Origin of the sequence: Shewanella sp. NKUCC06_TVS (assembly GCF_019345515.1) — a bacterium.
Lineage (GTDB): Bacteria > Pseudomonadota > Gammaproteobacteria > Enterobacterales > Shewanellaceae > Shewanella > Shewanella oncorhynchi.
In genome coordinates this window covers 20,351-44,347 of sequence record NZ_JAHKQX010000013.1, presented here as the reverse complement: position 1 = coordinate 44,347, position 23,997 = coordinate 20,351, and the positions used below count along the sequence as shown (strand labels likewise).

24 protein-coding genes are annotated in these 23,997 nt (G+C 44.7%); 11 read left to right on the top strand and 13 right to left on the bottom strand.

The window, feature by feature from the left end:
- Position 1 precedes the first annotated feature (1 nt).
- The 6 genes from fdx to KO531_RS14845 all read left to right on the top strand — a co-directional run bounded on the left by fdx (position 2) and on the right by KO531_RS14845 (position 3,534).
- Complete coding sequence (gene fdx, locus KO531_RS14870; RefSeq protein WP_006081852.1) at positions 2-340, top strand: ISC system 2Fe-2S type ferredoxin; 339 nt, start codon at positions 2-4, stop codon at positions 338-340.
- Between the two features lie 157 nt (positions 341-497).
- Complete coding sequence (gene rimK / locus KO531_RS14865; protein WP_006081851.1) at positions 498-1,403, top strand: 30S ribosomal protein S6--L-glutamate ligase; 906 nt, start codon at positions 498-500, stop codon at positions 1,401-1,403.
- Positions 1,404-1,516: 113 nt separating this feature from the next.
- Positions 1,517-1,714, top strand: a complete 198-nt coding sequence (iscX, locus tag KO531_RS14860) for a Fe-S cluster assembly protein IscX (RefSeq protein WP_028759821.1) — start codon at positions 1,517-1,519, stop codon at positions 1,712-1,714.
- Positions 1,715-1,931: 217 nt separating this feature from the next.
- Positions 1,932-2,099 (top strand): hypothetical protein, encoded by a 168-nt coding sequence (locus KO531_RS14855; RefSeq protein WP_006081849.1) that lies wholly within the window; start codon positions 1,932-1,934, stop codon positions 2,097-2,099.
- Positions 2,100-2,296: 197 nt separating this feature from the next.
- Positions 2,297-2,728, top strand: a complete 432-nt coding sequence (ndk, locus tag KO531_RS14850) for a nucleoside-diphosphate kinase (protein ID WP_011789197.1) — start codon at positions 2,297-2,299, stop codon at positions 2,726-2,728.
- 362 nt (positions 2,729-3,090) lie between these two features.
- Positions 3,091-3,534: an Hsp20 family protein gene (locus tag KO531_RS14845; RefSeq protein WP_028759822.1), complete on the top strand. Its 444-nt coding sequence runs from the start codon at positions 3,091-3,093 to the stop codon at positions 3,532-3,534.
- A gap of 100 nt (positions 3,535-3,634) precedes the next feature.
- On the opposite strand, the gene ilvN is transcribed toward KO531_RS14845, so the two are convergent.
- From ilvN to KO531_RS14830, 3 genes are all read right to left on the bottom strand, one after another.
- A complete protein-coding gene (gene ilvN, locus KO531_RS14840) occupies positions 3,635-4,129 on the bottom strand; it encodes an acetolactate synthase small subunit (RefSeq protein WP_028759823.1) in 495 nt (164 codons plus the stop codon).
- Positions 4,129-5,847 carry an acetolactate synthase 3 large subunit gene (locus tag KO531_RS14835; protein ID WP_105252618.1) on the bottom strand — a complete coding sequence of 573 codons (1,719 nt, stop codon included), beginning with the start codon at positions 5,845-5,847 and terminating at the stop codon, positions 4,129-4,131. Before KO531_RS14835 ends, ilvN begins: the two co-directional genes overlap by 1 nt.
- Before the next feature lie 530 nt (positions 5,848-6,377).
- Positions 6,378-7,601 carry a multidrug effflux MFS transporter gene (locus tag KO531_RS14830; protein WP_219251559.1) on the bottom strand — a complete coding sequence of 408 codons (1,224 nt, stop codon included), beginning with the start codon at positions 7,599-7,601 and terminating at the stop codon, positions 6,378-6,380.
- A 453-nt stretch (positions 7,602-8,054) separates the two neighbouring features.
- On the opposite strand from KO531_RS14830, the gene KO531_RS14825 reads away from it, so the two are divergent.
- Positions 8,055-9,929: a choice-of-anchor I family protein gene (locus tag KO531_RS14825; RefSeq protein WP_219251558.1), complete on the top strand. Its 1,875-nt coding sequence runs from the start codon at positions 8,055-8,057 to the stop codon at positions 9,927-9,929.
- Positions 9,930-10,130: 201 nt separating this feature from the next.
- Here KO531_RS14825 and KO531_RS14820 read toward each other — a convergent pair whose 3' ends face one another.
- Positions 10,131-11,489: a PLP-dependent aminotransferase family protein gene (locus KO531_RS14820; protein WP_219251557.1), complete on the bottom strand. Its 1,359-nt coding sequence runs from the start codon at positions 11,487-11,489 to the stop codon at positions 10,131-10,133.
- Between the two features lie 92 nt (positions 11,490-11,581).
- On the opposite strand from KO531_RS14820, the gene KO531_RS14815 reads away from it, so the two are divergent.
- Together KO531_RS14815 and KO531_RS14810 are read left to right on the top strand one after the other, a co-directional pair.
- Entirely contained in the window at positions 11,582-12,208 is a 627-nt protein-coding gene (locus KO531_RS14815; RefSeq protein ID WP_028760074.1) for a LysE family translocator, read from the top strand.
- A 184-nt stretch (positions 12,209-12,392) separates the two neighbouring features.
- On the top strand, positions 12,393-14,150 hold the full coding sequence (locus tag KO531_RS14810) for a SulP family inorganic anion transporter (protein WP_105252613.1): 1,758 nt from the start codon (positions 12,393-12,395) through the stop codon (positions 14,148-14,150).
- Positions 14,151-14,283: 133 nt separating this feature from the next.
- Here the strand turns inward: KO531_RS14810 and KO531_RS22440 are convergent, their stop codons facing one another.
- A complete protein-coding gene (locus KO531_RS22440) occupies positions 14,284-14,481 on the bottom strand; it encodes a hypothetical protein (RefSeq protein WP_028760072.1) in 198 nt (65 codons plus the stop codon).
- Positions 14,482-14,668: 187 nt separating this feature from the next.
- The gene (locus tag KO531_RS14805) at positions 14,669-15,325 is read right to left on the bottom strand and encodes a glutathione S-transferase (protein WP_219251556.1); all 657 of its coding nucleotides are present in this window, start codon (positions 15,323-15,325) and stop codon (positions 14,669-14,671) included.
- Between the two features lie 375 nt (positions 15,326-15,700).
- Between KO531_RS14805 and KO531_RS14800 the strand changes: the two genes are divergently transcribed.
- Entirely contained in the window at positions 15,701-16,705 is a 1,005-nt protein-coding gene (locus KO531_RS14800; protein ID WP_219233652.1) for a rhodanese-related sulfurtransferase, read from the top strand.
- A 294-nt stretch (positions 16,706-16,999) separates the two neighbouring features.
- A complete protein-coding gene (locus tag KO531_RS14795; RefSeq protein ID WP_212601078.1) occupies positions 17,000-17,467 on the top strand; it encodes a hypothetical protein in 468 nt (155 codons plus the stop codon).
- 165 nt (positions 17,468-17,632) lie between these two features.
- On the opposite strand, the gene KO531_RS14790 is transcribed toward KO531_RS14795, so the two are convergent.
- The 7 genes from KO531_RS14790 to KO531_RS14760 form a co-directional block, all read right to left on the bottom strand.
- Positions 17,633-17,890, bottom strand: a complete 258-nt coding sequence (locus KO531_RS14790; protein ID WP_219251555.1) for a DUF2897 family protein — start codon at positions 17,888-17,890, stop codon at positions 17,633-17,635.
- 45 nt (positions 17,891-17,935) lie between these two features.
- On the bottom strand, positions 17,936-18,673 hold the full coding sequence (gene kdsB / locus KO531_RS14785) for an 8-amino-3,8-dideoxy-manno-octulosonate cytidylyltransferase KdsB (RefSeq protein ID WP_012197229.1): 738 nt from the start codon (positions 18,671-18,673) through the stop codon (positions 17,936-17,938).
- A 97-nt stretch (positions 18,674-18,770) separates the two neighbouring features.
- Positions 18,771-19,841, bottom strand: coding sequence for a 3-deoxy-alpha-D-manno-octulosonate 8-oxidase KdnB (gene kdnB / locus KO531_RS14780; protein ID WP_219251554.1), 1,071 nt, complete (start codon positions 19,839-19,841; stop codon positions 18,771-18,773).
- Between the two features lie 20 nt (positions 19,842-19,861).
- On the bottom strand, positions 19,862-21,049 hold the full coding sequence (kdnA, locus tag KO531_RS14775) for an 8-amino-3,8-dideoxy-alpha-D-manno-octulosonate transaminase KdnA (protein ID WP_028760065.1): 1,188 nt from the start codon (positions 21,047-21,049) through the stop codon (positions 19,862-19,864).
- A gap of 193 nt (positions 21,050-21,242) precedes the next feature.
- On the bottom strand, positions 21,243-21,860 hold the full coding sequence (can, locus tag KO531_RS14770) for a carbonate dehydratase (RefSeq protein WP_168827515.1): 618 nt from the start codon (positions 21,858-21,860) through the stop codon (positions 21,243-21,245).
- 296 nt (positions 21,861-22,156) lie between these two features.
- The gene (locus tag KO531_RS14765; RefSeq protein WP_028760063.1) at positions 22,157-22,594 is read right to left on the bottom strand and encodes a phosphate ABC transporter substrate-binding protein; all 438 of its coding nucleotides are present in this window, start codon (positions 22,592-22,594) and stop codon (positions 22,157-22,159) included.
- 10 nt (positions 22,595-22,604) lie between these two features.
- Complete coding sequence (locus KO531_RS14760) at positions 22,605-23,783, bottom strand: porin (RefSeq protein ID WP_219251553.1); 1,179 nt, start codon at positions 23,781-23,783, stop codon at positions 22,605-22,607.
- Between the last annotated feature and the right edge of the window lie 214 nt (positions 23,784-23,997).

The following is a 23,997-nucleotide window of genomic DNA, read 5'->3' as shown; positions in this document are numbered from 1 at the left end:
AATGCCCCAATTAGTCTTTCTTCCCCATGCCGAGTTGTGCCCTGATGGCGCTGTGCTTGAGGCGAATGTTGGTGAGACCATTCTCGATGTTGCGCTGCGTAATGGCATCAATATCGAGCATGCCTGTGAAAAGTCCTGTGCTTGCACGACGTGTCACTGTATCGTGCGTGAAGGCTTTAATGATCTTGAGCCAAGTGATGAACTAGAAGATGACATGTTAGACAAAGCATGGGGACTCGAGCCCGAAAGCCGTCTATCTTGTCAGGCTAAAGTGGTCGACACTGACATGGTGATTGAGATCCCTAAATACACGGTTAACATGGTTAGCGAAGGCAATTAATATTGCTTCGATAATGATTAAAACCAGTCCACGTGACTGGTTTTTTGCTTTTGGCGTTGAGCATTTGTGCAACTAATCTTGTCTATGCCTCTAGTTGTTTGATTTATCCTTGCGCAGGCGTATTATGCGCTCAAAATTAATGGTTGCCGGAGACCAAATGAGAATAGCGATTTTATCGCAAGGGCCAGAGTTATATTCAACGAAGCGACTCGTTGAAGCGGCTCAATTACGTGGTCATGAAGTACACGTAATCAATCCCCTTGAATGTTATATGAATATCAACATGCGGCAATCGAGTATCCACATTGGCGGGCGAGAGTTACCTGCATTTGATGCCGTGATCCCCCGTATTGGGGCGTCTATTACCTTTTATGGTTCGGCGGTGTTGCGCCAATTTGAGATGATGGGCGTCTATGCCTTAAATGATTCAGTTGGAATTTCCCGCTCACGGGACAAATTGCGTTCTATGCAGCTGATGTCACGCCGCGGTATTGGTTTGCCTATTACCGGTTTTGCCAATAAACCGAGTGATATTCCAGACTTAATTGATATGGTGGGTGGCGCGCCTCTGGTGATTAAATTACTCGAAGGCACCCAAGGCATTGGCGTGGTATTGGCCGAGACCCGCAAAGCGGCTGAGAGCGTGATTGAAGCCTTTATGGGCCTGAAAGCCAACATCATGGTGCAGGAATATATCAAAGAAGCCAACGGCGCAGACATTCGCTGTTTCGTGCTCGGCGATAAAGTGATTGCCGCCATGAAACGTCAAGCTATGCCCGGTGAGTTTCGCTCTAATTTGCACCGTGGTGGCACGGCGAGTTTAGTCAAACTGACTCCTGAAGAGCGCTCTGTGGCTATTCGTGCGGCGAAGACGATGGGATTAAATGTGGCAGGGGTTGATTTGTTACGCTCAAACCATGGCCCAGTGATCATGGAAGTGAACTCTTCACCAGGGCTTGAGGGGATTGAAGGTGCCACCACGAAAGATGTGGCGGGTGCTATTATTGATTTTGTTGAAAAAAATGCGATTAAAGTAAAAAAGGTGACGCAAGCACAGGGTTAACACCCTTGGTGTCGAGTATTGACTACGGAATATCAACACTTGATTCACCTCCTTATGGGTAACGGCGCTAAGCACTAGCTTACCCATTCAAGCGAACCGAATAGGGGAAAACGATGACATTAACTTGGATAGATTCGTTAGATATTGCGTTGGAATTACTCGAAGCACACCCAGAGGTTAATCCTACTCAACTGCATTTCACCCAACTGTATGAGTGGGTGTTAGCTTTGAATGATTTTGCTGATGATCCTAAGCATTGCAATGAAAAAATACTGGAAGCAATTCAGCAGTGTTGGATTGATGAAAAGTAGTGAGCACAGTTGTGGTACGGCTTTTTATGTGAGGCATCTTGTCCTTCAGAAAATTAACTAAGGTGATTTACCTCACGTATTTGCAGTGGCGCAGAGAATATTTCGCGAGAGTTTGATCACAGTCAAGTTCATTTTCAGTGGATATCGTAATTTGTTGTATATTGGTTAAGGCATTTATATGGCTTAACTTTATTATCGCAACTGCAAGGATGTTCACATGAAACTTTTGCTTGTATTGTTATGTATGCTTGTCCCTTCAATGGCTTGGGCTCATCCAGGTCATGGCGGTGTCGGTTTATTCCATCACTTGTTAGATCTTGCACCCGCAGTCATTTTAGTCGCTTTGATTGCATGGGCTGGTATTTGGGCAAAAAATAGAAAATAATCCCATTTTTTAATGAGTTAATGAACCCTGCTAAGGATTTATCCTCCTAGCGGGGTATTTTGTGTGATCAAACTGATTACGAATAAAGCGAATGTGCGCAATATCTCAGACTAATTTGCTATAAAGATAGGATTTAGCTTTTAAATTTCGTATAATCCGCGCGAATTTTTTAAACTTGCTGACAAAGGAAGCTAGTTATGGCGATCGAACGCACATTTTCTATTATCAAGCCAGATGCTGTTGCAAAAAACCACATCGGTGCTATCTACAATCGTTTTGAAACTGCTGGTCTTAAGATCGTTGCAGCTAAAATGTTACACCTGACCAAAGAACAAGCTGAAGGTTTCTATGCTGAGCATAGCGAGCGCGGTTTCTTCGGTGCTCTGGTTGCATTTATGACTTCTGGTCCAATCATGGTCCAAGTATTAGAAGGCGAAAACGCTGTTTTAGCTCACCGTGAAATTTTAGGTGCAACTAATCCTGCTCAAGCAGCTCCTGGTACTATCCGTGCTGATTTCGCAGAAAGCATTGACGAAAACGCGGCTCACGGTTCAGATGCTGTTGAATCTGCTGCTCGTGAAATTGCTTACTTCTTCAGCGCTGAAGAATTGTGTCCACGCACTCGTTAATTCGATGCTAAGACTGAAAAAGGAGCTTAGGCTCCTTTTTTATTGGCTGCAATTTAGCGAATATAGATTTCCATATTGCAATGATGCTAATCCCTTTATACAAATCATACGTCAATTCAAAGTGTTAAAACTTAATAAAATTTTGTTTTTATTAGTCTTTTTAAATTTCGCACATTTTTTTAATTTTCTTGCTTGAAATTTTCTCTCCCGTCCTTATATCTATTTCAGGATCGCTCGATGAGGATCCTAGTGTGAATTCTGTGCCGTAAGGACAGAAGATTTAACTCGGCAGACTCTACAAGCGTTTTCATCGTGAAAACCGTCCGCCAATTCTCCATATTGCTTAAGACAAGGATATGAATATGCGTAATTATGATCTAGCTCCCCTGTACCGTAGTGCCATTGGTTTTGACCGTTTAGCTCAGCTGGCAGAACATGCCGCCGCTAATAATGGCAATACTGGCTATCCCCCATATAACATTGAATTATTAGGCGAAAATCGCTATCGCATTACTATGGCAGTGGCCGGATTCTCAATGAATGAACTTGAGATCAGCAGTGAAGGTGAGAAATTACTGGTGAAAGGCAACAAAGCTGAAAGCCAAACCGAGCGTAAATACTTGTACCAAGGCATAGCGGAACGCGGTTTTGAGCGCACTTTCCAACTGGCAGACTATGTCACTGTGCTCGGCGCAAGTTTAGAAAATGGCTTACTCAATATTGATTTAGTGCGTGAAATCCCTGAAGCATTGAAACCACGCAAAATTGAGATCACTTCATCGCGCTTGCTAGACAGCCAGTCATAATTGACACTGTGGTAACCACCTAAAAACAAGGGGAGCATTATGCTCCCCTTGATGTTTTTGTGTTTACGCAAAAAATGTCCGCGAGATTTCCGTGAGAAAGTTACGCTTTCATGGCCTTTTCGCCGCGAGCCAAACCCACCACACCGGAGCGAGAGACCTCGACCAATTTAGTCACTTCACCTAGCGCATGGATAAACGCATCGAGTTTTTCTGATGTGCCGACCATTTGGATGGTATATAAATTGGCGGTGACATCGACAATTTGGCCGCGGAAAATGTCCGCCATCCGTTTAACTTCTTCCCTAAACTCGCCTTGGGCGCGGACCTTGATAAGGGCTAATTCGCGTTCAATATAAGCAGACTCGGTAATATTCGAAACTTTTAACACATCGATGAGTTTATGTAGCTGCTTCTCTATCTGCTCTAACACCATTTCATCGGCAACGACCGTAATGTTAAGCCGCGACAATGTGATATCGTCCGTTGGCGCCACCGTTAAACTTTCAATGTTATAACCGCGCTGTGAAAACAAACCGACCACACGAGACAGGGCGCCGGATTGGTTTTCTAATAATACAGATATAATTCGACGCATTAGCATTTCTCCGTCTTAGTCAGCCACATTTCATTCATCGCACCACCGCGGATCAACATGGGGTACACGTGCTCAGTTTCATCCACCATGATGTCGATAAAGACCAGCCTGTCTTTCATCGCTAGCGCTTCTGCCATTTTTGACTCAAGTTCGGCGGGATCGCTGATCGTCATACCTACATGGCCATAGGCCTCGGCAATTTTGGCAAAATTAGGTACTGAATCCATATAGGAATGTGAGTGACGGCCAGAGTAAATCATGTCCTGCCATTGTTTAACCATGCCAAGGAAACGATTGTTTAAGTTGATAATTTTAACCGGCGTATCATATTGCAGCGCGGTCGAAAGCTCTTGAATGTTCATCTGGATTGAACCATCACCCGTGACACACACAACGGTGGCATCAGGCATGGCCATTTTTACGCCCATTGCGGCGGGTAGGCCAAATCCCATTGTCCCTAGGCCACCTGAGTTGATCCAGCGGCGCGGCTTATCGAACGGATAGTACAAGGCGGCAAACATCTGGTGCTGGCCAACATCAGAGGCGACATAGGCATCGCCATTGGTCAGCTTATACAAGGTTTCAATCACTTGCTGTGGTTTGATGCGACCACTGTTTTTGTCATAGGCCAGACAATCGCGGCCGCGCCATTGCTCAATATCATTCCACCAAGTGGCGATGGCATCGTTGTCATTGTGCTCGTTCGATTCATCTAACAGTGTCAACATGCTGTCTAAAATACTGTCGGCCGACCCTACGATGGGAATGTCGACGTGGATAGTTTTCGAAATAGACGAGGGGTCGATATCTATGTGCAAAATGGTCGCGTTCGGACAGTATTTTTCCACATTATTAGTGGTTCTATCGTCGAAGCGTACACCAATACCGAAGATCAAATCGCAGTTATGCATTGTCATGTTGGCTTCGTAGCGACCGTGCATCCCTAACATGCCTAGGCTGTTTTTGTGGGTACTTGGAAAAGCCCCGAGTCCCATAAGTGTGCTGACGACGGGAATATTTAATCTCTCAGCTAATTGTAAAATTTGCTTATCACAACCCGAGATAATGGCGCCTCCACCGACATAGAGCACAGGCTTTTTAGCCGCTAATAGTGCCTGTAGTCCACGACGGATCTGTCCTTTATGCCCCGAGGTTGTCGGGTTGTATGAGCGCATTTTCACGCTTTCGGGATAAATATACTCGTGCAGCAGCGCTGGGTTTAAGCAATCTTTTGGCAGGTCTACGACAACAGGCCCAGGGCGGCCGGTAGAGGCAATATAAAAGGCTTTTTTTATCGTTTCAGGGATTTGAGTGGGATCTTTTACTAAAAAGCTGTGTTTGACCACTGGACGAGAGATGCCGATCATATCGCATTCTTGGAAAGCATCATTACCGATAAGGTTGCTCGGTACTTGACCCGATAATACGACGAGGGGAATAGAATCCATGTAGGCGGTGGCAATACCGGTAATCGCGTTGGTGGCACCGGGTCCTGAAGTGACTAATACCACGCCGACTTTACCTGTGGCACGGGCGTAGCCATCGGCCATGTGTACGGCGGCTTGTTCGTGGCGAACGAGTATGTGTTCAATACCTGGGATAACGTGCAGGGCATCGTAGATATCTAAAACTGAACCGCCAGGATAGCCAAAAATGTGCTTTACGCCTTCATCAATCAAAGAACGCACTATCATGCTGGCGCCGGATAACATCTCCATGTGGAACTCCTATTGCTTAGTACCGTTACGGTAAACAGTATTTTGTTACAGCGACGGTAATCGCTCTAAAAATTAAGCCTGAAGGGTAATTCAGACTCCGAAATGCTGAACTGACTTCGTAGAAGACAAGTGATTCATCCTTAGGATGCAGCAACTGTTGCAATGAACAGAATTTCATCATATTCAAAAAAAACAACATTTCAAGCCTTTTATGTAAAAAATAACCAACTTGAAACAATTTCACGTTTGAATGGCTGGATAACTTGCTGGAATCGCTAAGTAATCTAGGCTGATTTATGGGCTTATTTTATATTTTTCAGATTGTTAGATGCTTAAAAAGCAAAAACGGCACTAAAAGTGCCGTTTTGGTGTGGGACGTTAGATAAGCAGATACTTAACTGTTGCGATTAAATATTACTTATTTGCTACATCTGTGAAAGCCAATGCGCTGTTTTATGCGATCAAACATGTGTTGCCGATGTGGCATTGGTATCCATGGCTCTTAGAAATAGACCCTTAAAAATAGATCCTTAAATCGTCGGCTGTATTTGATGCTTTGGACGATTAAATTGGCAAATACCGACTAACACAATAGAGCCTAACATGAGGGCAGAGAAGGGCACTGCTGTGCCATCATAGAACACCGCTAATAACGGCCCCGCTAACGCGCCACAGCCAAATCTTAAGGTGCCAATAACCGCCGTTGCCGTTCCGGTTTCTTGTTTGAACTTCATCAGCACTATCGCATCGGCGTTGACCGACATCACCCCTAGGCTGCCCATTAAAGGAATAAGCATGATCACGGTAAAATGATAGCTCATATCCAGTAGGTTGACGGTTAATAAACCAGCCCCCGCAATAGCGCCAAAAAAGGTCGATACGTGCAACATACGCAGCGAACCATAGCGGCCGACAATGCGAGTATTAATGATATTGGCCAACATCAAGGCGCCAACGTTGGTGCTAAACAAGATGGCAAAATAGGATTTATCTAAGGCAAAGACTTCCATATAAACGAAGGGTGATGCGGTGAGATAACAGAAAAACGCAAAAGACGTTAACACGCCGCTGGCAATGTTTAACTTAACGCCAGATCGGGAAAATACGGTCGCATAGGCACCAAGAAACGATTTTTGGCTGCGGGTATCCATATCTTTATCGCTGGGCATTTTTAGCGCAAACAGCACGAGTAATAACAGGGTTGCGGCATAGGCAGATTGAATGAAGAAGATTAAATGCCAATCACCGAGTTCTAAGATAACGCTGCCAATGTTAGGTGCCAGTAATGGCGCTAACATCATGATTAAACTCACGTAAGACATACCTTTGGCGGTATTGTCGCCATAGACTTCTTTGATGTATCCCGGTACCACCACAGTCGCTGCTGCGCCGATAAAGGCCTGCAAAAAGCGTAGCCCAAGAAAGACTTCGACTTGACCAGCAAAACCAATCAGTAAACTGGTTAGCATAAATCCACTCAGCCCCATTATCACCATAGGGCGACGGCCAATGCGGTCAGCTAAGGGGCCAAAACACAACATGCCCAGTGCATAGCCTGCTAAGTAGATACTTAGGGACTGTTGCACTGTTGTAATATCGGTATGAAAACTAAGGGCCAATGTCGACATCGCAGGTAAGTACATGTCGATGGCCAATGGTGTGATCGCGACAATCGCCGCTAGCATGGGAATAAGCAGTGCTAAATTCGGTATACGTCTACCGTTATGGGCAGAAGGTTGTGATTGTGGGTCCACTGTTACCTCGGGTGGCGAAAGAATTGAAAGCGTATTTTTCAGGGTTATGCGGCGTGGTTTAAATTGTACTAGGACAATTCACTCTAATCCGTCCATTTTTAGCCAGCATCTTGCGCTAATTGGCAGTGTTTTGGGGAAAAGTGAATTGTGCTTCGATCAATTTTCACGGTAAGGCATTAAGCAATAGCATAGTAAAGCGCTAGGACAAATAAACCAATCTTTGCGATGATTTCTTTACCGTATTTTACCGATTAAATTGTAACTAAGTAGCAAGTCTCGACAATCGAGGTATAACCTTGGCGGCTCGAGCCGTTATCCTCCAATATGCTTCATTCAAAAGTGTTAGTTGTCATCTGAGTGTCACTGCTTTGTCATCTAGGTGTCTTTTATGCTGACTAATTTAGTGGGCTTTAGCTTCACCCTACTAAAAATAAAATATTCAGGAATGACACGATGAAAACACAACGACTCCCGCTTGCAGCCGCCATTATGGCGAGCTTATTACTCGGTGCTTGCAGCGGTGATGATGGCGCTGCAGGTGATAAAGGCGACAACGGCTTAAATTCACTGGTTAAAGTGACCGCATTAACTATTGGTGATGCAAATTGTCCTGCCGGTGGTCAGCGTATCGATACCGGATTAGATGCCAACCATAATGGACAATTGGATAACAGTGAAATTGCAGTCGCGCAAACCCAATATGTTTGCCAGCCACAAACTGCAAGCTTAAAAGCAGAGTTAATTGGTCGTCATCAGACTGGCGTTTATGGCTTAAGTGCCGCCGAAATCGTTGAATATCACAGTGCATCTAACCGTATTTTTGTGGTTAATGCGATTAGCGGCAAAGTTGACATCATAGATGGCAGCTTATTAGCGACTGCATCAAACGCCACAGATCCTTTAGCATTGAATAATCTCGACAAATTAGCAGAACTCGATGTTGCTAAGGATGTGGGTCAAACCTTTATGGGTAGCGTTAACAGCGTGAGTATTTCAGGCAACTTGTTAGCGGCTGCCATTGAGCGTGGTGACGCTGCAGGCAATAAAACTCAAGCCAATGGTTTTGTAGCTTTTTATCAGCTTAATGGCACAGATGCTCCACAGTTTATCAGCGCCGTCGAAGTCGGTGCTTTACCCGATAATGTAGTGTTCACCCACGACGGTAAAACCTTACTCGTGGCCAATGAAGGCGAACCTAATCCTGCTTATACCTTAGATCCTGAAGGCTGTGTTGCGTTGATTGCGATTACTGACGGTAAGCCCGCAGCTACTGCGACCATCATAAATTTTAGTGCGTTTAATCAGGGCGGTGCGCGTGCAACTGAAATCACCGCTGACATTAAAATTAATGGTCCAATGGCGAGTGTGGCGCAGGATTTAGAACCTGAATATATCGCCATTAGCCAAGATAACCGCCGTGCATTTGTCAGTTTACAAGAGAACAATGCTATTGCCGTGATTGATATCGCCAATGCGAAAGTCTTGAAGATTTTACCGCTAGGCCTCAAAGATTACGGGCTTGATATGAATAAAATTGATGCGAGTGACAAAGATAATCTTGTTAACCTGCAAAGCTACACAGGGGTGTACGGCATGTATCAACCCGATACCCTTGCTAGCTACCGTTGGAATAACACTGACTTTATTGTGACTGCGAATGAAGGTGACTCCCGTGACTATGCGGCTTTTTCGGAAGAAGCCCGCGCAGGGGATTTAGTGCTCGACCCGAATCACCCACAATTTGCCGCCGCAAAAGATAAAACCCAATTAGCGCGTCTTAAGGTAACGAAGAGCATGGGGGATGATGATAAGGATGGCGACTACGACAAAGTCGTGAGCTTTGGTGCTCGTTCATTCTCGATTTGGAATACTGATGGTCAGCAAGTGTTTGACAGTGGCAGTGATTTTGAGCGTATTACCGCCGCACTACTGGGGGATAAGTTCAACAATAACAACGAAGAAAATAAAGGTGATAGTCGCAGCGATGACAAGGGGCCAGAGCCAGAAGCTTTAGCCCTAGGCCAAATTGGTCAACGACTATATGCCTTTGTTGGTTTAGAACGTACCTCTGGCTTTATGATCTATGACGTGACTAATCCTTTTGATGTGCATTTTGTCGACTATGTTGTGAACCGTGATTTTGAAGCTGACTTCGTTGTCGATACCGCTACAGGTGCAGTCAAAGGTGATGCAACATTGGCGGGTGATTTGGGACCAGAAGGGATGAAATTTGTCAGTGCCGATAAAAGCCCTAACGGTAATCCTTTGTTAATCATAGGCAATGAAGTTAGTGGCACCACGAGTGTTTACCAACTCAAGATTAAATAGTGGTGCACTAGTAAGCTATAGCTAATGGTAATGGCTCACTGATAGTTCATCAAGCTTGTCAGTAACATCAGCGCCAGTAGCATGCATGCTACTGGCGCTTTTTTTATTCACTTTTCTACAAAATTCGCCATTTTGTGTGAATTAACTTCATCTTAAATGGCGCATAAAAATTGGCTGAGCTTAATGGTCCTTTAAGCGCCTTTACACTACGGAATAGGCATTTTGTACGAGGGAGTGAATCGTTGCCTCGATACACTCAATTGCATGCTGAAATTGAGTGTCGTTTTCGGCGCCACCAAGGCTCAAGCGGATAAAATTATCATGGCAATTAAAGTCATCACCATTACGGACTAATATGCCTTTTGCGGCCAGTGCGGTAACGAGATGATGGGCTTTGATATCTTCTGGCAGTTGTATCCAACCGTTTAACCCTCGCCAAGTTTGGGTTAATCCCAGCCGTTCGCCCATAGCGATACAGTGACGTTGGCGTTGACGTACGAGCGTATCTCGTTCTGCAGTGATATGACCTTTCTTTATCAACTGACAGGCAATTTCAATATTCAGCGGCGACACCATCCAGCATTGGCTATGAATAGCGAGTCGCACTTGGGCGATAAGGGGGTCAGGAACCAGAATAAAACCTTGCCTTAAGCCGCCAGAAAACAATTTTGACAGGCTGGAAATATAAATCACCCGTGGTATCGCCAGCTGTTTTGCTAATTGCCACAGGGGTGAATGCCATTCTTCAGGTAAACAATAATTCACGTCATCTTCAATGATATAGAATTGATATTGCTCTGATAATTCAAGGATTTTCTGCCGCTGTGATTCACTGTACTGAATGCAAGTGGGGTTTTGATTATTCAGTGTGAGATAGGCTAATTTAGGGTTGTGGATCTGTAATAGGGCTTCAAAGCGCGGTAGATCTAATCCTTCGTGGGTAAGGGGCACACCAACGCTAGTGACGCCAAGCTGTTTAGCACAAATTCTCACGCCTGGATAACTGTATTGCTCGTGTAACAGTACATCGCCTGTTGATAAAAATGCGCTCAAACAGGCAAAAATGGCTTGCTGGCCGCCATGGGTAAAGACCAGTTGCTCGGGCGTTTGCTGTATGCCGCGTTGGTTTAACCATTGGTGGAACACTTGTTGGTGTTGATCTAATGGACTGGCGCGATAACCGAGTAACTGACTCAACTTAGTGGGGTCTTTCGCTAATTGGCTGAGGCAATCGCTTAGGGTGCTGATTTGATCTGTGAGTGGCTGCTGACAGGTCGCCATATTCAATTGTACGTTACCCATTTCAGGTACAGGGGAGGCGTTGACATAGGTGCCATCTCCCACTCGTGCTTCGACGTAACCCCTTTGTTCCGCCAATGCATAGGCGCGGGTCACAGTGCCAATTGTGATGCCTAAGGCATCAGCTAAACGGCGCTGTGGTGGCAGTTTACTACCTTGGGTTAACACCTTCTGCAAAATGCCTTTTTCTATGGCACTGACTAAGCGCTGATATTTCGGGCCTGAAAAAGTCGTTAGGTCTGGTGTCCAGATTGTACCCATGACAATAAATCCATTGATCTCTAATATTCTGCGTATATTATTTATTGCATCTTTTTATGTCAACAAATGTATGCATACAATTTAAGGCGAATATGAATACTGCACTGCTTTATGACCCACAATTATGGACTTTAATGGCCTCGACCGCGCTGTTTTGCGCTACTATGACAATGACTCCCGGACCGAACAATATTCTCTTAGCTAGCTCTGGAGCGCATTTTGGTGTGCTGCGTACCGTGCCACATATTGCAGGGATCCGCTTGGGTTCGACCTCTTTACATCTTGCGGTATTATTCGGCCTCGGTACCTTGTTTGAAGCATTACCGGTATTGCACCAAGTATTGAAATATTTCGCTTTAGCATATTTGCTGTATCTCGCGTACAAATTAGTGACGTCGCCAGTGCAGAGCACGCATTTGGATGATGGACGAAAACCTATGACGCTCATTGAAGCTGCATTATTTCAATGGATTAACCCTAAATCTTGGATGTCGACGATTACCCTGTGTAGCGCTTTTACATTAAGTGGCGATGGCTTTTGGTTGAGTGCGTTTCTTGGCGTATTAATGTTCAACATAGTGGGATTTCCTGCATCATTTACTTGGGTATTTGTCGGTGCCGCGATCAGTAAGAAACTCAATACCGATAGACGTAAGCGCCATTTTAATTGGTTTATGGGCAGCTTGCTCTTAGTGTCATTACCTATGATATTACGCTAGCTTGGCTTGAATTAAGTGCCTAAGCCTATAAATATTCTGAGGAAGACACTCGCGTAATGATTGGCTTTATGCCATAACCAACATACTATTGATGGCTTTTTAGGTAATGACCTTTTAGCTGAACATTTTCAGTCTCAGTTATACTTGTTGCTTATCTTGATAGTGTGTATATGGAGGTTGCCGAGTGAAGTTCCCTAGTTTGATTTCGTTTATGCCGGGATTGGCGCAATTATTACAATATGAAAAGCAATGGCTTAGGGATGATGTGCGCGCAGGCTTATCCGTTGCCGCTGTGGCATTACCCGTAGCGATTGCTTATGCCCAGCTCACAGGTGTGAATGCTGCCGTGGGTTTGTATTCCTGTGTATTACCAATGTTGGTATACGCACTATTTGGCACCTCAAAACAATTAATCGTGGGTCCAGATGCGGCGACTTGTGCTGTTATCGCCGCGGTTGTCACGCCCCTAGCTGCAGGGGATAGTATGAAGCACTGGCAGTTAGTGATGACCATGACGGCCATGACAGGCTTTTGGTGCTTGATTGCGAGTCGTTTTAGGCTAGGGGTTCTCGCCGATTTTCTATCAAAGCCGATTTTGATGGGACTGCTTAATGGTGTTGCAATTACTATTATCGTGGGACAGTTTTCAAAAATATTCGGTTTTACCTTCGATGAGCGTTATCTAATCGAACGCCTCAGCGGTGCGCCTTCTTACTTATCCAAAACCCATTGGCCGACATTGACGATGGGGATTGTTACGCTAGCGACTTATGCCTTAGTGAAACGGTTTCGTCCTCAATGGCCTGCTTCTATGTGCGCAATGGCGATGGCGGCTTTCCTTGTTTGGGTGTTTAACCTGACGAGCTTTGATATTAGCGTCGTCGGAGAAGTGACCTCAGGATTACCTTCATTCCAAGCGCCTGTATTTGATTTAGGTATCGCCCGTGAGCTTGTGGTACCAGCGCTTAACTTAGCCATGGTGAGCTTTGTGAGCATGATGTTGACGGCTCGAAGCTTTGCGGCAAAAAACGGTTACGATATAGATGCCGATAAAGAGTTCAGGGCGTTAGGTATAGCCAACATAGCGTCAGCCATATCTCAAGGTTTTGCGGTGAGCGGCGCGGATTCCCGCACTGCGGTTAATGATGCCAATGGTGGTAAGAGCCAGTTAGTGTCTATCATTGCGGCGGTATTGATTGGTGTTGTGGCGCTATTTTTCACTGCGCCTTTGAAGTTCATCCCCAGTGCCGCTTTAGGTGTGGTGCTGGTGATTGCCTCAATCTCGCTTATCGATTTAAAGTCACTGTGGAATCTACGAGTGCGGGATAGGTCTGCTTTTTTACTTGCCTGTATCACCTTGTTCTCTGTGTTGTTTATTGGGGTTATCCCTGGGATAACCTTGGCTGTATTACTGGGTTTATTCCAGTTCCTCGCTACTGTGATGCGGCCTACGGATCAAGTGCTTGGTTTAGATCATAAGGGCGTTATCCGTAGTGTCGATGAATCGGGTAAAGCTAAATCGGTTCCAGGAGTATTTATATATCGCTTTAATTCGCCGTTAACTTACTTTAATGCGACGTATTTTAAGCGCCGTTTGCTGGAAAAGTTTATTCGGGAATCTGAGCCTGTTGATTGCATCATTATTGATGCAGTGCCTTGTTTTACCCATTTGGATTTAAGTGTGATGGCCATGTTGGCTGATTTGCATCAACTGCTTAAAAAACGTGGCGTTCGTTTAGTGCTTGCGGGACGTAAACGGCAGATGCTGAGTTGGTTTGAGCAAGCGGGTATGCAGACAGGGGAAGGTGGTATTTTGATCCGGCCAGATTTGTATCTCGCCCTTAAAATGAATCAAAGCTATAAACAAGCCTTGGCTGAAGGGCAAGCACCTGTGATCCAAAAAGTTCCTGATGACTCGGTATTGTTGCACAGTCATTTGTAGTTAACTGTCATGCCTTGTTTGATTAAACTGGGTCGTAAAAATAGCGCAGCTTAAGGTTGCGCTATTTTTTGTCTTAATTTGATAAGTAAATCAATGGTATGACTAGTTTTTTGAAGGTATTCAGTTTTACCGTTTAGTCTTTGAGAATTCTATCTAGGGGAATAAAACCGTGAAAGCCATAATAACCCATAGGGCCGAGTATCAGACTCAGTAGGCACCATAAGCACTTTTTGTTGGTGCTGAGATCCACTTTACTTTTGAAGGCCCGAAGGGCAAATAGACAATGCAATAGCACCAGGCCCCCAAGCATAATAACGATATTAATATCCATATTTTCCAACTGTCTTATCCTTGTGTTCTATCATTCACGTCCTTGAGTCTTTAGGCGTGGTTACTTTTCTTGAGAAGATTGTCTAGCTACGATTAGCTAAATTAGTTACCTAGTGGCAAATACCTTACTCGAATATTTTACCGATGGCTATAACATAAAATAAAAATAATCTTTAAATCTTATTGGCTTACACGTCTCCTAACAAGCAAATTGGAGAATGGCTAGCGTCCCAGATCACATATTTTTCCATCGCACGAATAAATATTTCACTCGAAATAAGTCGATTTAGCCAAGCGTCGACTCGCGGAAAATCATCACTAAGTGCACATTTAAGATCCACTGCGGCAAACTGGCGTACAAAAGGTATGATTGAGTAGTCGGCAAGGCGAGGTGTATCGGCGACTAAAAAGGGGTGTTGCCCTAAGCATGTTTCAAGTTGCAGGAGGAAATGACTCGCCTGCTGATAATAATAAGCTTGCGTTTGCTCAGGGTAACGGTCGGCATATTTATAGCGGTCAAGCCATGGTTTAAATTGTTGATCATTTTGCGTGATAAGCTGTGCCATTTTATCTTCAATAGCAGGATTTTGCTGACACAATAGATCTAAGGGGTCTGCTTGCGTGAGTGCCCAGCGCATGATCTCAAGACTTTCGGCAATCACCTCACCGTTTGCTAGCACTAATACCGGCACAGTACCCTTAGGTGAGGCAGCTAGCATTTGTGGTGGTTTGGCTTTAAGGGCGATTTCACGGACTTCAACATTGTATTGGGCTAACAAGAGTCCTAAACGTGCTCGCATTGCATAGGGGCAACGGCGGAAGGTGTATAAGACGGCAAGAGTCATTCGGATTTCCTCTACTGTACGGCGCTAATGCGATGGAAGTTGATGCAATGAACACTGATGTCGGCTTGTGTCTTCTACATGTAAATGCTTATTGACGACGCGAGTATGCCAATGCGAATGTTGTGTGCCAATCATGCAATGTTCAAAGGGCGCAGATGGTAACGCTTTCATACTGGGATTTCTGCTTAATTTGCCATCATAGAATGATTTTTCTCACCACTTGCGTAAAGAATTAAAGACCCTGTATTTTATCTGTGTTTATCTTGCTGTGACTCAGGTAGAATTCCGCGCTATTTTTGGGATCTGCAGCAAGGCTGCAGATGATTGATTTGTTTATGCACTGGAAATTAAGTTCCAGCCAGCAAAGAGGGTGTTATGGCTAAAGTTGTCGTATGTGCGTTATATAAATTCGTGTCGTTACCGCATTTTGAATCTATCCGAGCGCCATTGCTTGCTATGATGGAACAGGCCGAGATCAAAGGCACTCTGCTCCTCGCAAGTGAAGGGATCAATGGCACAGTTGCTGGCACTCAAGAAGCTATTGAAGCGTTATTAGTGTGGCTTAATAGCCAAAATGGCCTAGATAATATCGTTCACAAGTTATCATTTGACGATGAAATGCCGTTCTACCGCACTAAAGTCAAACTGAAAAACGAAATCGTGACTATGGGCGTTGAAGGTATTGACCCACTTAAAGTGGTTGGCACCTATGTGAAGCCTCAAGATTGGAATGCGCTGATTTCTGATCCGGACGTGATTTTAGTCGACACCCGTAACGACTATGAAGTGCAAATCGGCACTTTCAAAAATGCCATTAATCCTGTGACTGAAACCTTCAGAGAATTCCCTGAATATGTGAAGCAGAATCTTGATCCTGCTAAACATAAGAAGGTCGCCATGTTCTGTACTGGCGGTATTCGCTGTGAGAAATCAACTGCTTATTTAAAAGAGCAAGGCTTTGACGAGGTCTATCATCTCGAAGGTGGTATTCTTAAATATCTCGAAGAAGTGAAAGAGGAAGAAAGCCTGTGGGAAGGCGAGTGCTTCGTATTCGATAACCGCGTTGCAGTGAACCATGACTTGAAGAAAGGCCAATACGATCAATGTAATGCTTGTCGTATGCCAATCACCGAAGCTGAAAAACAGAGCCCTGCCTATGTGCAAGGTGTCAGTTGCCCACATTGTATCGATAAAATTTCTGACGAGCAGCGTAAACGTTTCGTTGAGCGTGAGCGCCAAGTTAATCTGGCAAAAGCCCGTAACGAAGCGCATATCGGTAGCGATGTAAATCAAGTGATTGAAGCGCGCCGTGAGAAAAAAGAAGCGCAGCGTCGACTCGCCGCCGAGAAAAATAACGCGAAAAAATCGCAAGCGCTTTAACTTTATATGCCATTAGATGAGTAGTGAGTTAGTCATGAGTTCGCACTGAGCTCATTTCGTACTTAGGCAGCTCGCACTCTGGCCCGACTCGTTCGGGCCATTTTTTTATGCCGATTTTAGTTTTAGTGTGAATATGCTTTAACTCATTTTTAAACCATTATTTATCATAGCGCTATGCCGAAAACCTTAAATTTATGATAACTTTCAGTCGCTAGTATTAAAAACGCTAGCATTTCAAAAAAGTCGAGTGCTATAACGCGAAAGGAGCGATTCAGTGCAAGGTAGGCAAAGCGCATGAGCATTTGGAAAGAGCTATACGATATTTTCGATAAGGAACGCAGTCGCTGGCAGCAATCAAGCGCCAGTAAGCAGGCGATTGCCTTTGAGTTAAAAGCCAATTTGGGTTTTCTGGCCGATGCGTTAAGCAGCGGTTTATCGCAAAGCGCGATCGCCAGCGGTTTAGAATGCAGTATTTTTGAGGCAAAACTGAAAGAGGGCGCTGCACTCACTGCGTTAAATAACCGTAAAGTGACACTGAAATTTATTGGTGAATTTGCCGAATTTAATAAATATGTCGGTAAAGAGAACGACGCTTTAGTCGAGAATGCTTACGCTAGAATTAAATCACTGCAGAAGTTAGTCGCGGCTGAGTCCAATAAAAATCATGATCTTAAGATTAAATCCCTGTTTCGCTTTTTAGTCTTTTTAGTGGCGCACCTTGAGGAGCAGCCATTGAGTCGCACATCAGCGAAAAAAGCCTAAGGCTGATGAGTGGCATTGACTAGCTTGTTATTTGAGAGACAAAAAAGGCGCCTGTGGCGCCTTTTCTATGTTTGTGAACGTCATTCTCAGTGTTTATAGCGCAGTCTTTAAAAGACGTGTTCAAGAGCCATCTTTAGACTCACTCTTTAAAAGCCGCCATTGAATTTAGCGCTTAGGTGGTTCAGTTTCGCTTTGATCTGCTTTATTGGGCTCTGAGTCCGCTGAACTTGGCTTGTTTGAAGCCGCATCGTCATCATTGTCTGCTGCCGAAGGCTTGGCAGTATCTGACTTTATCTGCTTATCTTTACCATGTTGACCGAACTGCGGCAGTTTGAACTTAGCACTGTACTTCAACGCAGCAAGATTGCTGGCGATGACACCGACGATCAAAATAATAATGATCCAGACTTCTAAGGTCGACATACTCAGCTCCTGTTTCGAATTGACTCGCGCACACCTAACGGGCGATTAATCAACCGCTAAACGTTGCTCACATTTACGAATGTCTTCTGGCGTATCAACTTCAATAGAATCAAAGGCGCTAATGGCGATTTTGATCTTATGGCCGTACTCTAATGCACGTAATTGCTCGAGTTTTTCCAGATCTTCTAGACGACCTAATGGTAGGGCGGCGAAGGCCTGTACGAATTTGCGTGTATAAGCATACACACCTAAGTGCTTATAAACGGGGTAATCTTGAGTATCGCGGCCAAAAGGAATACGTGAACGAGAGAAATACAAGGCGTAGTTGTTGTTATCGAACACCATCTTCACATGCATAGGATCGTCAAGCTCGGCTTTATTGACGATTTCAAAGCCTAAGGTGGCCATTTCAAACTCACCAGGGTGACGCTCGAAGAGGCTGATGACTTGCTCGATAGAGGTTGGGTCAATAAGAGGTTGATCACCCTGTAGGTTGATCACTAAGTCGTCATCTTTCAGGCCCAGTTGGTTTATTGCATCATTGATACGATCTGTACCCGAGGCTGCATCTGGGCTGGTCATGACCACTTTGCCGCCAAAACCTTCAACGGCCGCTTTAATGCGGTCATCATCGGTAGCGACATAAATATTGGTGAGGCCTTTGGCTAACGACGCGCGTTCATACACGTGTTGGATCATTGGCTTGCCGTTAATCGGGGCTAAGGGTTTGCCCGGGAAGCGGCTTGAACCGTAACGAGCCGGGATTAACAGAGTCACATTCATCAAATTATCCTACTTTTATCAAAGATATACAGTGTAGATATACAATGCATATAGACAAAAGGGCTCACAATTGAGCCCTTTTAACATGTGTTAGAGCTTAGATACGACGGAACAGCGTAGTCAACATTTCATCTGTGACTTTCTCTTCCCAACCCGCGCCGTAAACGTTAGCCCATAGTGGACCCATGCTCTTAGTCACGGCAACCATTTTTGCTATGGTTTCGTCTGGCAGATCTTTACAGATGTTCTTCGGCAGCGTGATGTTATGTTTCTTCATCATCAGACGGAACTCTTCAACACCTTCTGGATAGAATTCTTCTAACACATCAAAGGCGATACAGTTGCCGATACCGTGGTGGTAACCCAGGATATAGGACAGACCGTAAGAAACCGCATGACAGGCACCCACTTGGCTATAAGCTATGCTCATTCCGCCCATGAAAGACGCCATCATTAGCTTGTCGTCTTTTTCTACGTGGTCGTCTAAGTACACTTGGCGACATAAATCCATGGCTTTTTCAGCGTAGGATTTAGAGAACTCGTTTAAGAAGGTACCTTGTAACGATTCAACACAGTGGATATAGCAATCCATACCTGTATAGAACCATTGGTCCGTTTCCACGCCTTCGATTAACTCAGAATCCATGATGATTTGATCGAATACTGTGTAATCTGAGTTCAGGCCTAGCTTACGTACTGGACCACATAATACTGCGGTGCGTGACGCTTCTGCACCAGTACCAGAAATCGTTGGGATACCAATGTGGTGTACCGCTGGGTTCTTGATTAAGTCCCAACCTTGGTACATGGCAGAGCCACCTGGGTTTGTCAGCATCAGTGATACCGCTTTAGCCACGTCCATGGTTGAACCGCCACCTAAACCGACGACGCTCACTGGCAGTTTGCTATTGAAAGCTTGAACTTGTTCAGTCAGGGCATCGATTTGAATTGTGCTTGGCTCTTCATCAACGTTAACCCAAATTACCATGTCTTGTGCTTTAGCTGGAATGCGGCCCTCAAGGGCTTTGCCTTGATGCACGTCATCGACTAAAAACACCACGAAATCGTCGGCGGTTTTACGTTCAGCAGCTAACACTTCATCCAATTGGACGAATGAGCCACGGCCGAAGATCATTTTTTCAACTACTTTAAAATTCTTAAAACTCATTGCAACAAACTCCCGTAGAATTATTGGGCAAATGCTTTCTTGATGTTTTCGATACGCTCGGCGATCTGAGCATCGGTCCAAGACAACTTGATGAGCATAGAAATCGTGCGGCTCATAATGGCATCGGATTTAGGCACAGAAACTTGAGTATAGTCAGGTCTGTCGGCGATTAATGTGATTGGCAACGCAGCAGATGCCTTAAGCTCCTGAATGTGTTTCCAGTTTTTCAAATAATGCCAGTTGTTTACATACCAGTAGAAGCAGCCATCAACGCCGTTTTCAGCCAGTTTTTTGCTGATTTCTTGCGTGCGCGCTTCGGTTGGCAACATAAAGGTTAAGAAGCCAGCCGAGTCGCCTTCTGGATCTGGGATCTGGCGGAAGGTGACTTCTGGGATAGCGGCCATTGCATCTTTAATGGTCTTTTTGTTTTTACGTTGAATATCGATAATGGTATCGAGTTTACGTAACTGCGCTAATCCTAAGGCGGCATTCATTTCCGAAATACGGAAGTTCAAGCCAATGATAGGGTGTGACTCTGCACCGCGGTCTTTACCAATATGGTCATGGCCGTGATCGGAGAACATGTGCGCATTGTTGTAGATTTCTGTGTTGTTAGTGATCACAGCGCCACCTTCACCACAGGTGATGGTTTTGACTGAATCGAATGAGTAACAACCCACATCCCCGATAGTACCTAGGGCTTGGCCCTTGTAGCTACCACCGATGGCTTGGCAAGCATCTTCTAAAATCAGTAAGTTATGTTTTTTACAGACAGCTTTGATCTCGTCCATCTTCGCCATAGAACCGCACATGTGCACTAAGTTAATCGCTTTAGTGCGTGGGGTAATCGCGGCTTCGATACCTTCTGGAGATAAACACAATGTCTCATCGATTTCGGCAAAAATCGGAATAGCGCCTGCCATAAAAATCGCTTCAACTGAGGCTACAAAGGTAAAAGGTGGCACGATAACTTCATCGCCAGCACCAATGCCTGCAGCCATCATGGCCGTTTGCAGCGCAGCAGTACCGCTTGATAAAAGGTGAGCATGCTTCACGTTCATCTTCTCGCAAAGCAGTTGCTCCATATCGCGCGTCTTCCAGCGATCATTACGCATATGGTCGAAGTTGTAACGGAAGGTAAAACCGTTTTCCATAACGTCAGCGACTTCCTGCTTCTCTTCAGGACCAAATAATTCAAAACCGGGCATGGAAGGTATCTCCTTAGAATTTGTGGCGCATAGGTCGCCTGCAATTAACTGGCGGATTATAACTGGCGTAATAGACCCTTGCGATGTTTTATTGCTGAAAATTGTCATGGAAAAAGAAAAACCTGCACAGCGGCAGGTTTTATCTGAGCATTGATGATACTCAGCGGGGTGTTGAAAGCCGACATTCAGGCTGTTAGCGTGGATTAGCTAAACCGTATTCGCGATCGACCGTAACATCTAAATCTGTCAGTAAACCGTTATCAATGCCGTAAATCCAGCCGTGTACCGCCACTTCTTGACCGCGATCCCAAGCTTCTTGCACTATGGTTGAACTGGTCACATTAGCAACCTGCTCAATCACGTTTAGCTCGCACAGGCGATCAAAACGTTTGGCTTCGTCCATCTGTTGTAATTCTTCCTGATAAATACGATAGATATCACGTAAATGCCCGAGCCAGTTATCGATGAGTCCTAAGCGTTGCTGACCCATTGCCGCGCGCACACCACCACAGCCGTAGTGACCCACCACCATAATATGCTTCACCTTGAGCACATCGACGGCGTATTGCAGTACAGATAAGCAGTTAAGATCGGTATGGATCACCATGTTGGCGATATTACGGTGAACAAAGACTTCACCGGGCATAAGATCAATGATTTGGTTTGAGGGTACGCGACTATCTGAGCAGCCAATCCACAGGTATTCAGGATGTTGCTGTTTCGCTAATTGTTCAAAAAAATCAGGATTTTCTTGGCGTATACGTCCGGCCCAGCGGCGGTTATTGTCGAATAAAGGTTTGAGTAGTTTCATTTTAACCTATTGTTTTATTGACATATAAAATGTCTTCTCATGCTCTAATTCATGCAAGCAGCACATTTTTAGCAAGAGTATACCAGCAAATTTGGCTCTGCTGGTCTATCCAATTAAGGTTTGAATCAGGATATTGAAAAATCGAGATTATTTTTTCTTAATAGTACTGCAAATGGATAAGCCCTCTCTGAGGGTTCAAGTACCATTTGATAGTGTGTTTGTTGTTTATATCGCTAATGCTGAGTGGAAACCTTGTCCGCCACAGGTTAAGGCGGACAAGGATGATGCCGTATGGGTTAGAACTTACTGATCACTTTCACGCTGTCGTTTACTTCGCTGACGTCAACAAATCCGATCATATTGGGATTGGCGGCAATCAATGCGAGCATTTCAGCGCTGGAGTCGACGACTTTGGGCGGTTGACCTTGGCCTGAAAAGACCAGTTTTGACCAATAGGCTTTTAACTGACTCTCGGTTTTATTAAGGATCTGTTTAACAAAGGCATCACGTGCGGGCGTGCCTTCAGGTTGATCGAGTGCGACGACAGTGCCACCACTGGGGAAAGACTTGAGTTTGCCTAAATAGATCCGTGAAATATCCGCAGCGCTAATTTCTGACGTATTAGAAGGGTGCACCACGACGGCAATTTCGGCTTGAACACAGGCACTGCCAAGTAGAAGCGCACTGGCGACTAAGGTTTTTATCATCAACCGAGAACTTATTAATAGTTTCATGCTTAACTCCTTAAAAAACTAAGTCTATTGCCATACTCAGCAACTGTTCATCGGAGGACGGTTTGTCGTTACTGTAGTTGGTGTACTCTAGTTTCAGTGCGGCAGAAGGATGGAAATCCCAGCGGGTGCCTATGATGTAGTAGGCGCTGTCTTCCTGTTGTGCTTCAAGCGCCGCTTGTGTACCAAAAACAAGCGGTGCGAGTGCAGCTTGGTTTGCCGGTGGCAGACCATTGTAAACAGGTAACATAGCGTCATAGGCATCGTATTGAGGCTCACCTTTATCAATACCGTAGGTTAAGTGGAAGGTGAAATCGTGATAGCGGATCCCGCCGGAAACAAAGGCTGAATCTTGAATATTAAAGCTACTGGGATCGACATCAATTCGCGTGTATTCGGCCAAAATAAACCATTTTTCAGTATCATATTTAACGTTAGCGCCAATGAGTAACGCGCTGTCATTAATCGGTAAAAGATCATCAACTACTTGCTGAGTAAAGAGTCCTGTTTGAGAAATTGCATTACCTAAGCCAAGCAGTGCGGGTAATTCGTAGGAGAAATCGGTAACTATGCCAATATTTAAACCGTACTCAAACCCTGAGGTTACAAAGTTAAAGTTCATTATGTGGCCCTCGGCGGAGAAGGGCGCAGGAGGTGTTGATGAACCTGTAGGCGAGTAGTCAGAAACTGAAGTGGTAATGTATTTATAGGTCAAACCTACTTCGGTATCGCCCCATAAATCGGCATAAACTAAGCCTACACCTTCACCTGAATTAAATGGCAGGGAATAAACTCCGCGGGGCGGAGTGATCCAGTGATAGGCATAGCCTACATCAATATAATCGGAGTATTTATAGAGATTAAAACGTTGGCGACCTGCCATAAGCATAAGTTTGTCGCTGATGTCATAGGAGATATAAGCCCATTCGAATTCAGCGCTATAATCGTTACTGCCTCTGGATAGCACTTGTGCAGTCGCTCTTAAGCCACTACCAAGATCGGCGGTAAATTGTAAGGCAACTTTGGAATCATTATTAAAATCGAGTTCTTTATCGTAACCATAATAGCTTTTATCGTCACTTAGACTTGAGCCCGCGACAATAGAGGCAAATCCATTTATTTGAACATCGGCATAAAGAGACGGCATATAAAGTGTGCTGAATACGCAGAGGGCAACTGTACTTTTTCTCATGGCATAATACCTTGTTGAGGGAATACAGTATAAAGGTAGTTGATAATTAGTAGATTTCACCTTTGTGCAACATTTTTTAAGCCGCTTGGAACAAAAACAACGTCTTTACTTGTTAATAGAGGTTTCACAGATGAGTTTAATGAAACGAGGCGTGCTCAATAACAGACTTTAATAAAGTAAAGCCTAATGTATTTATCCATAAAATAGGAATTAA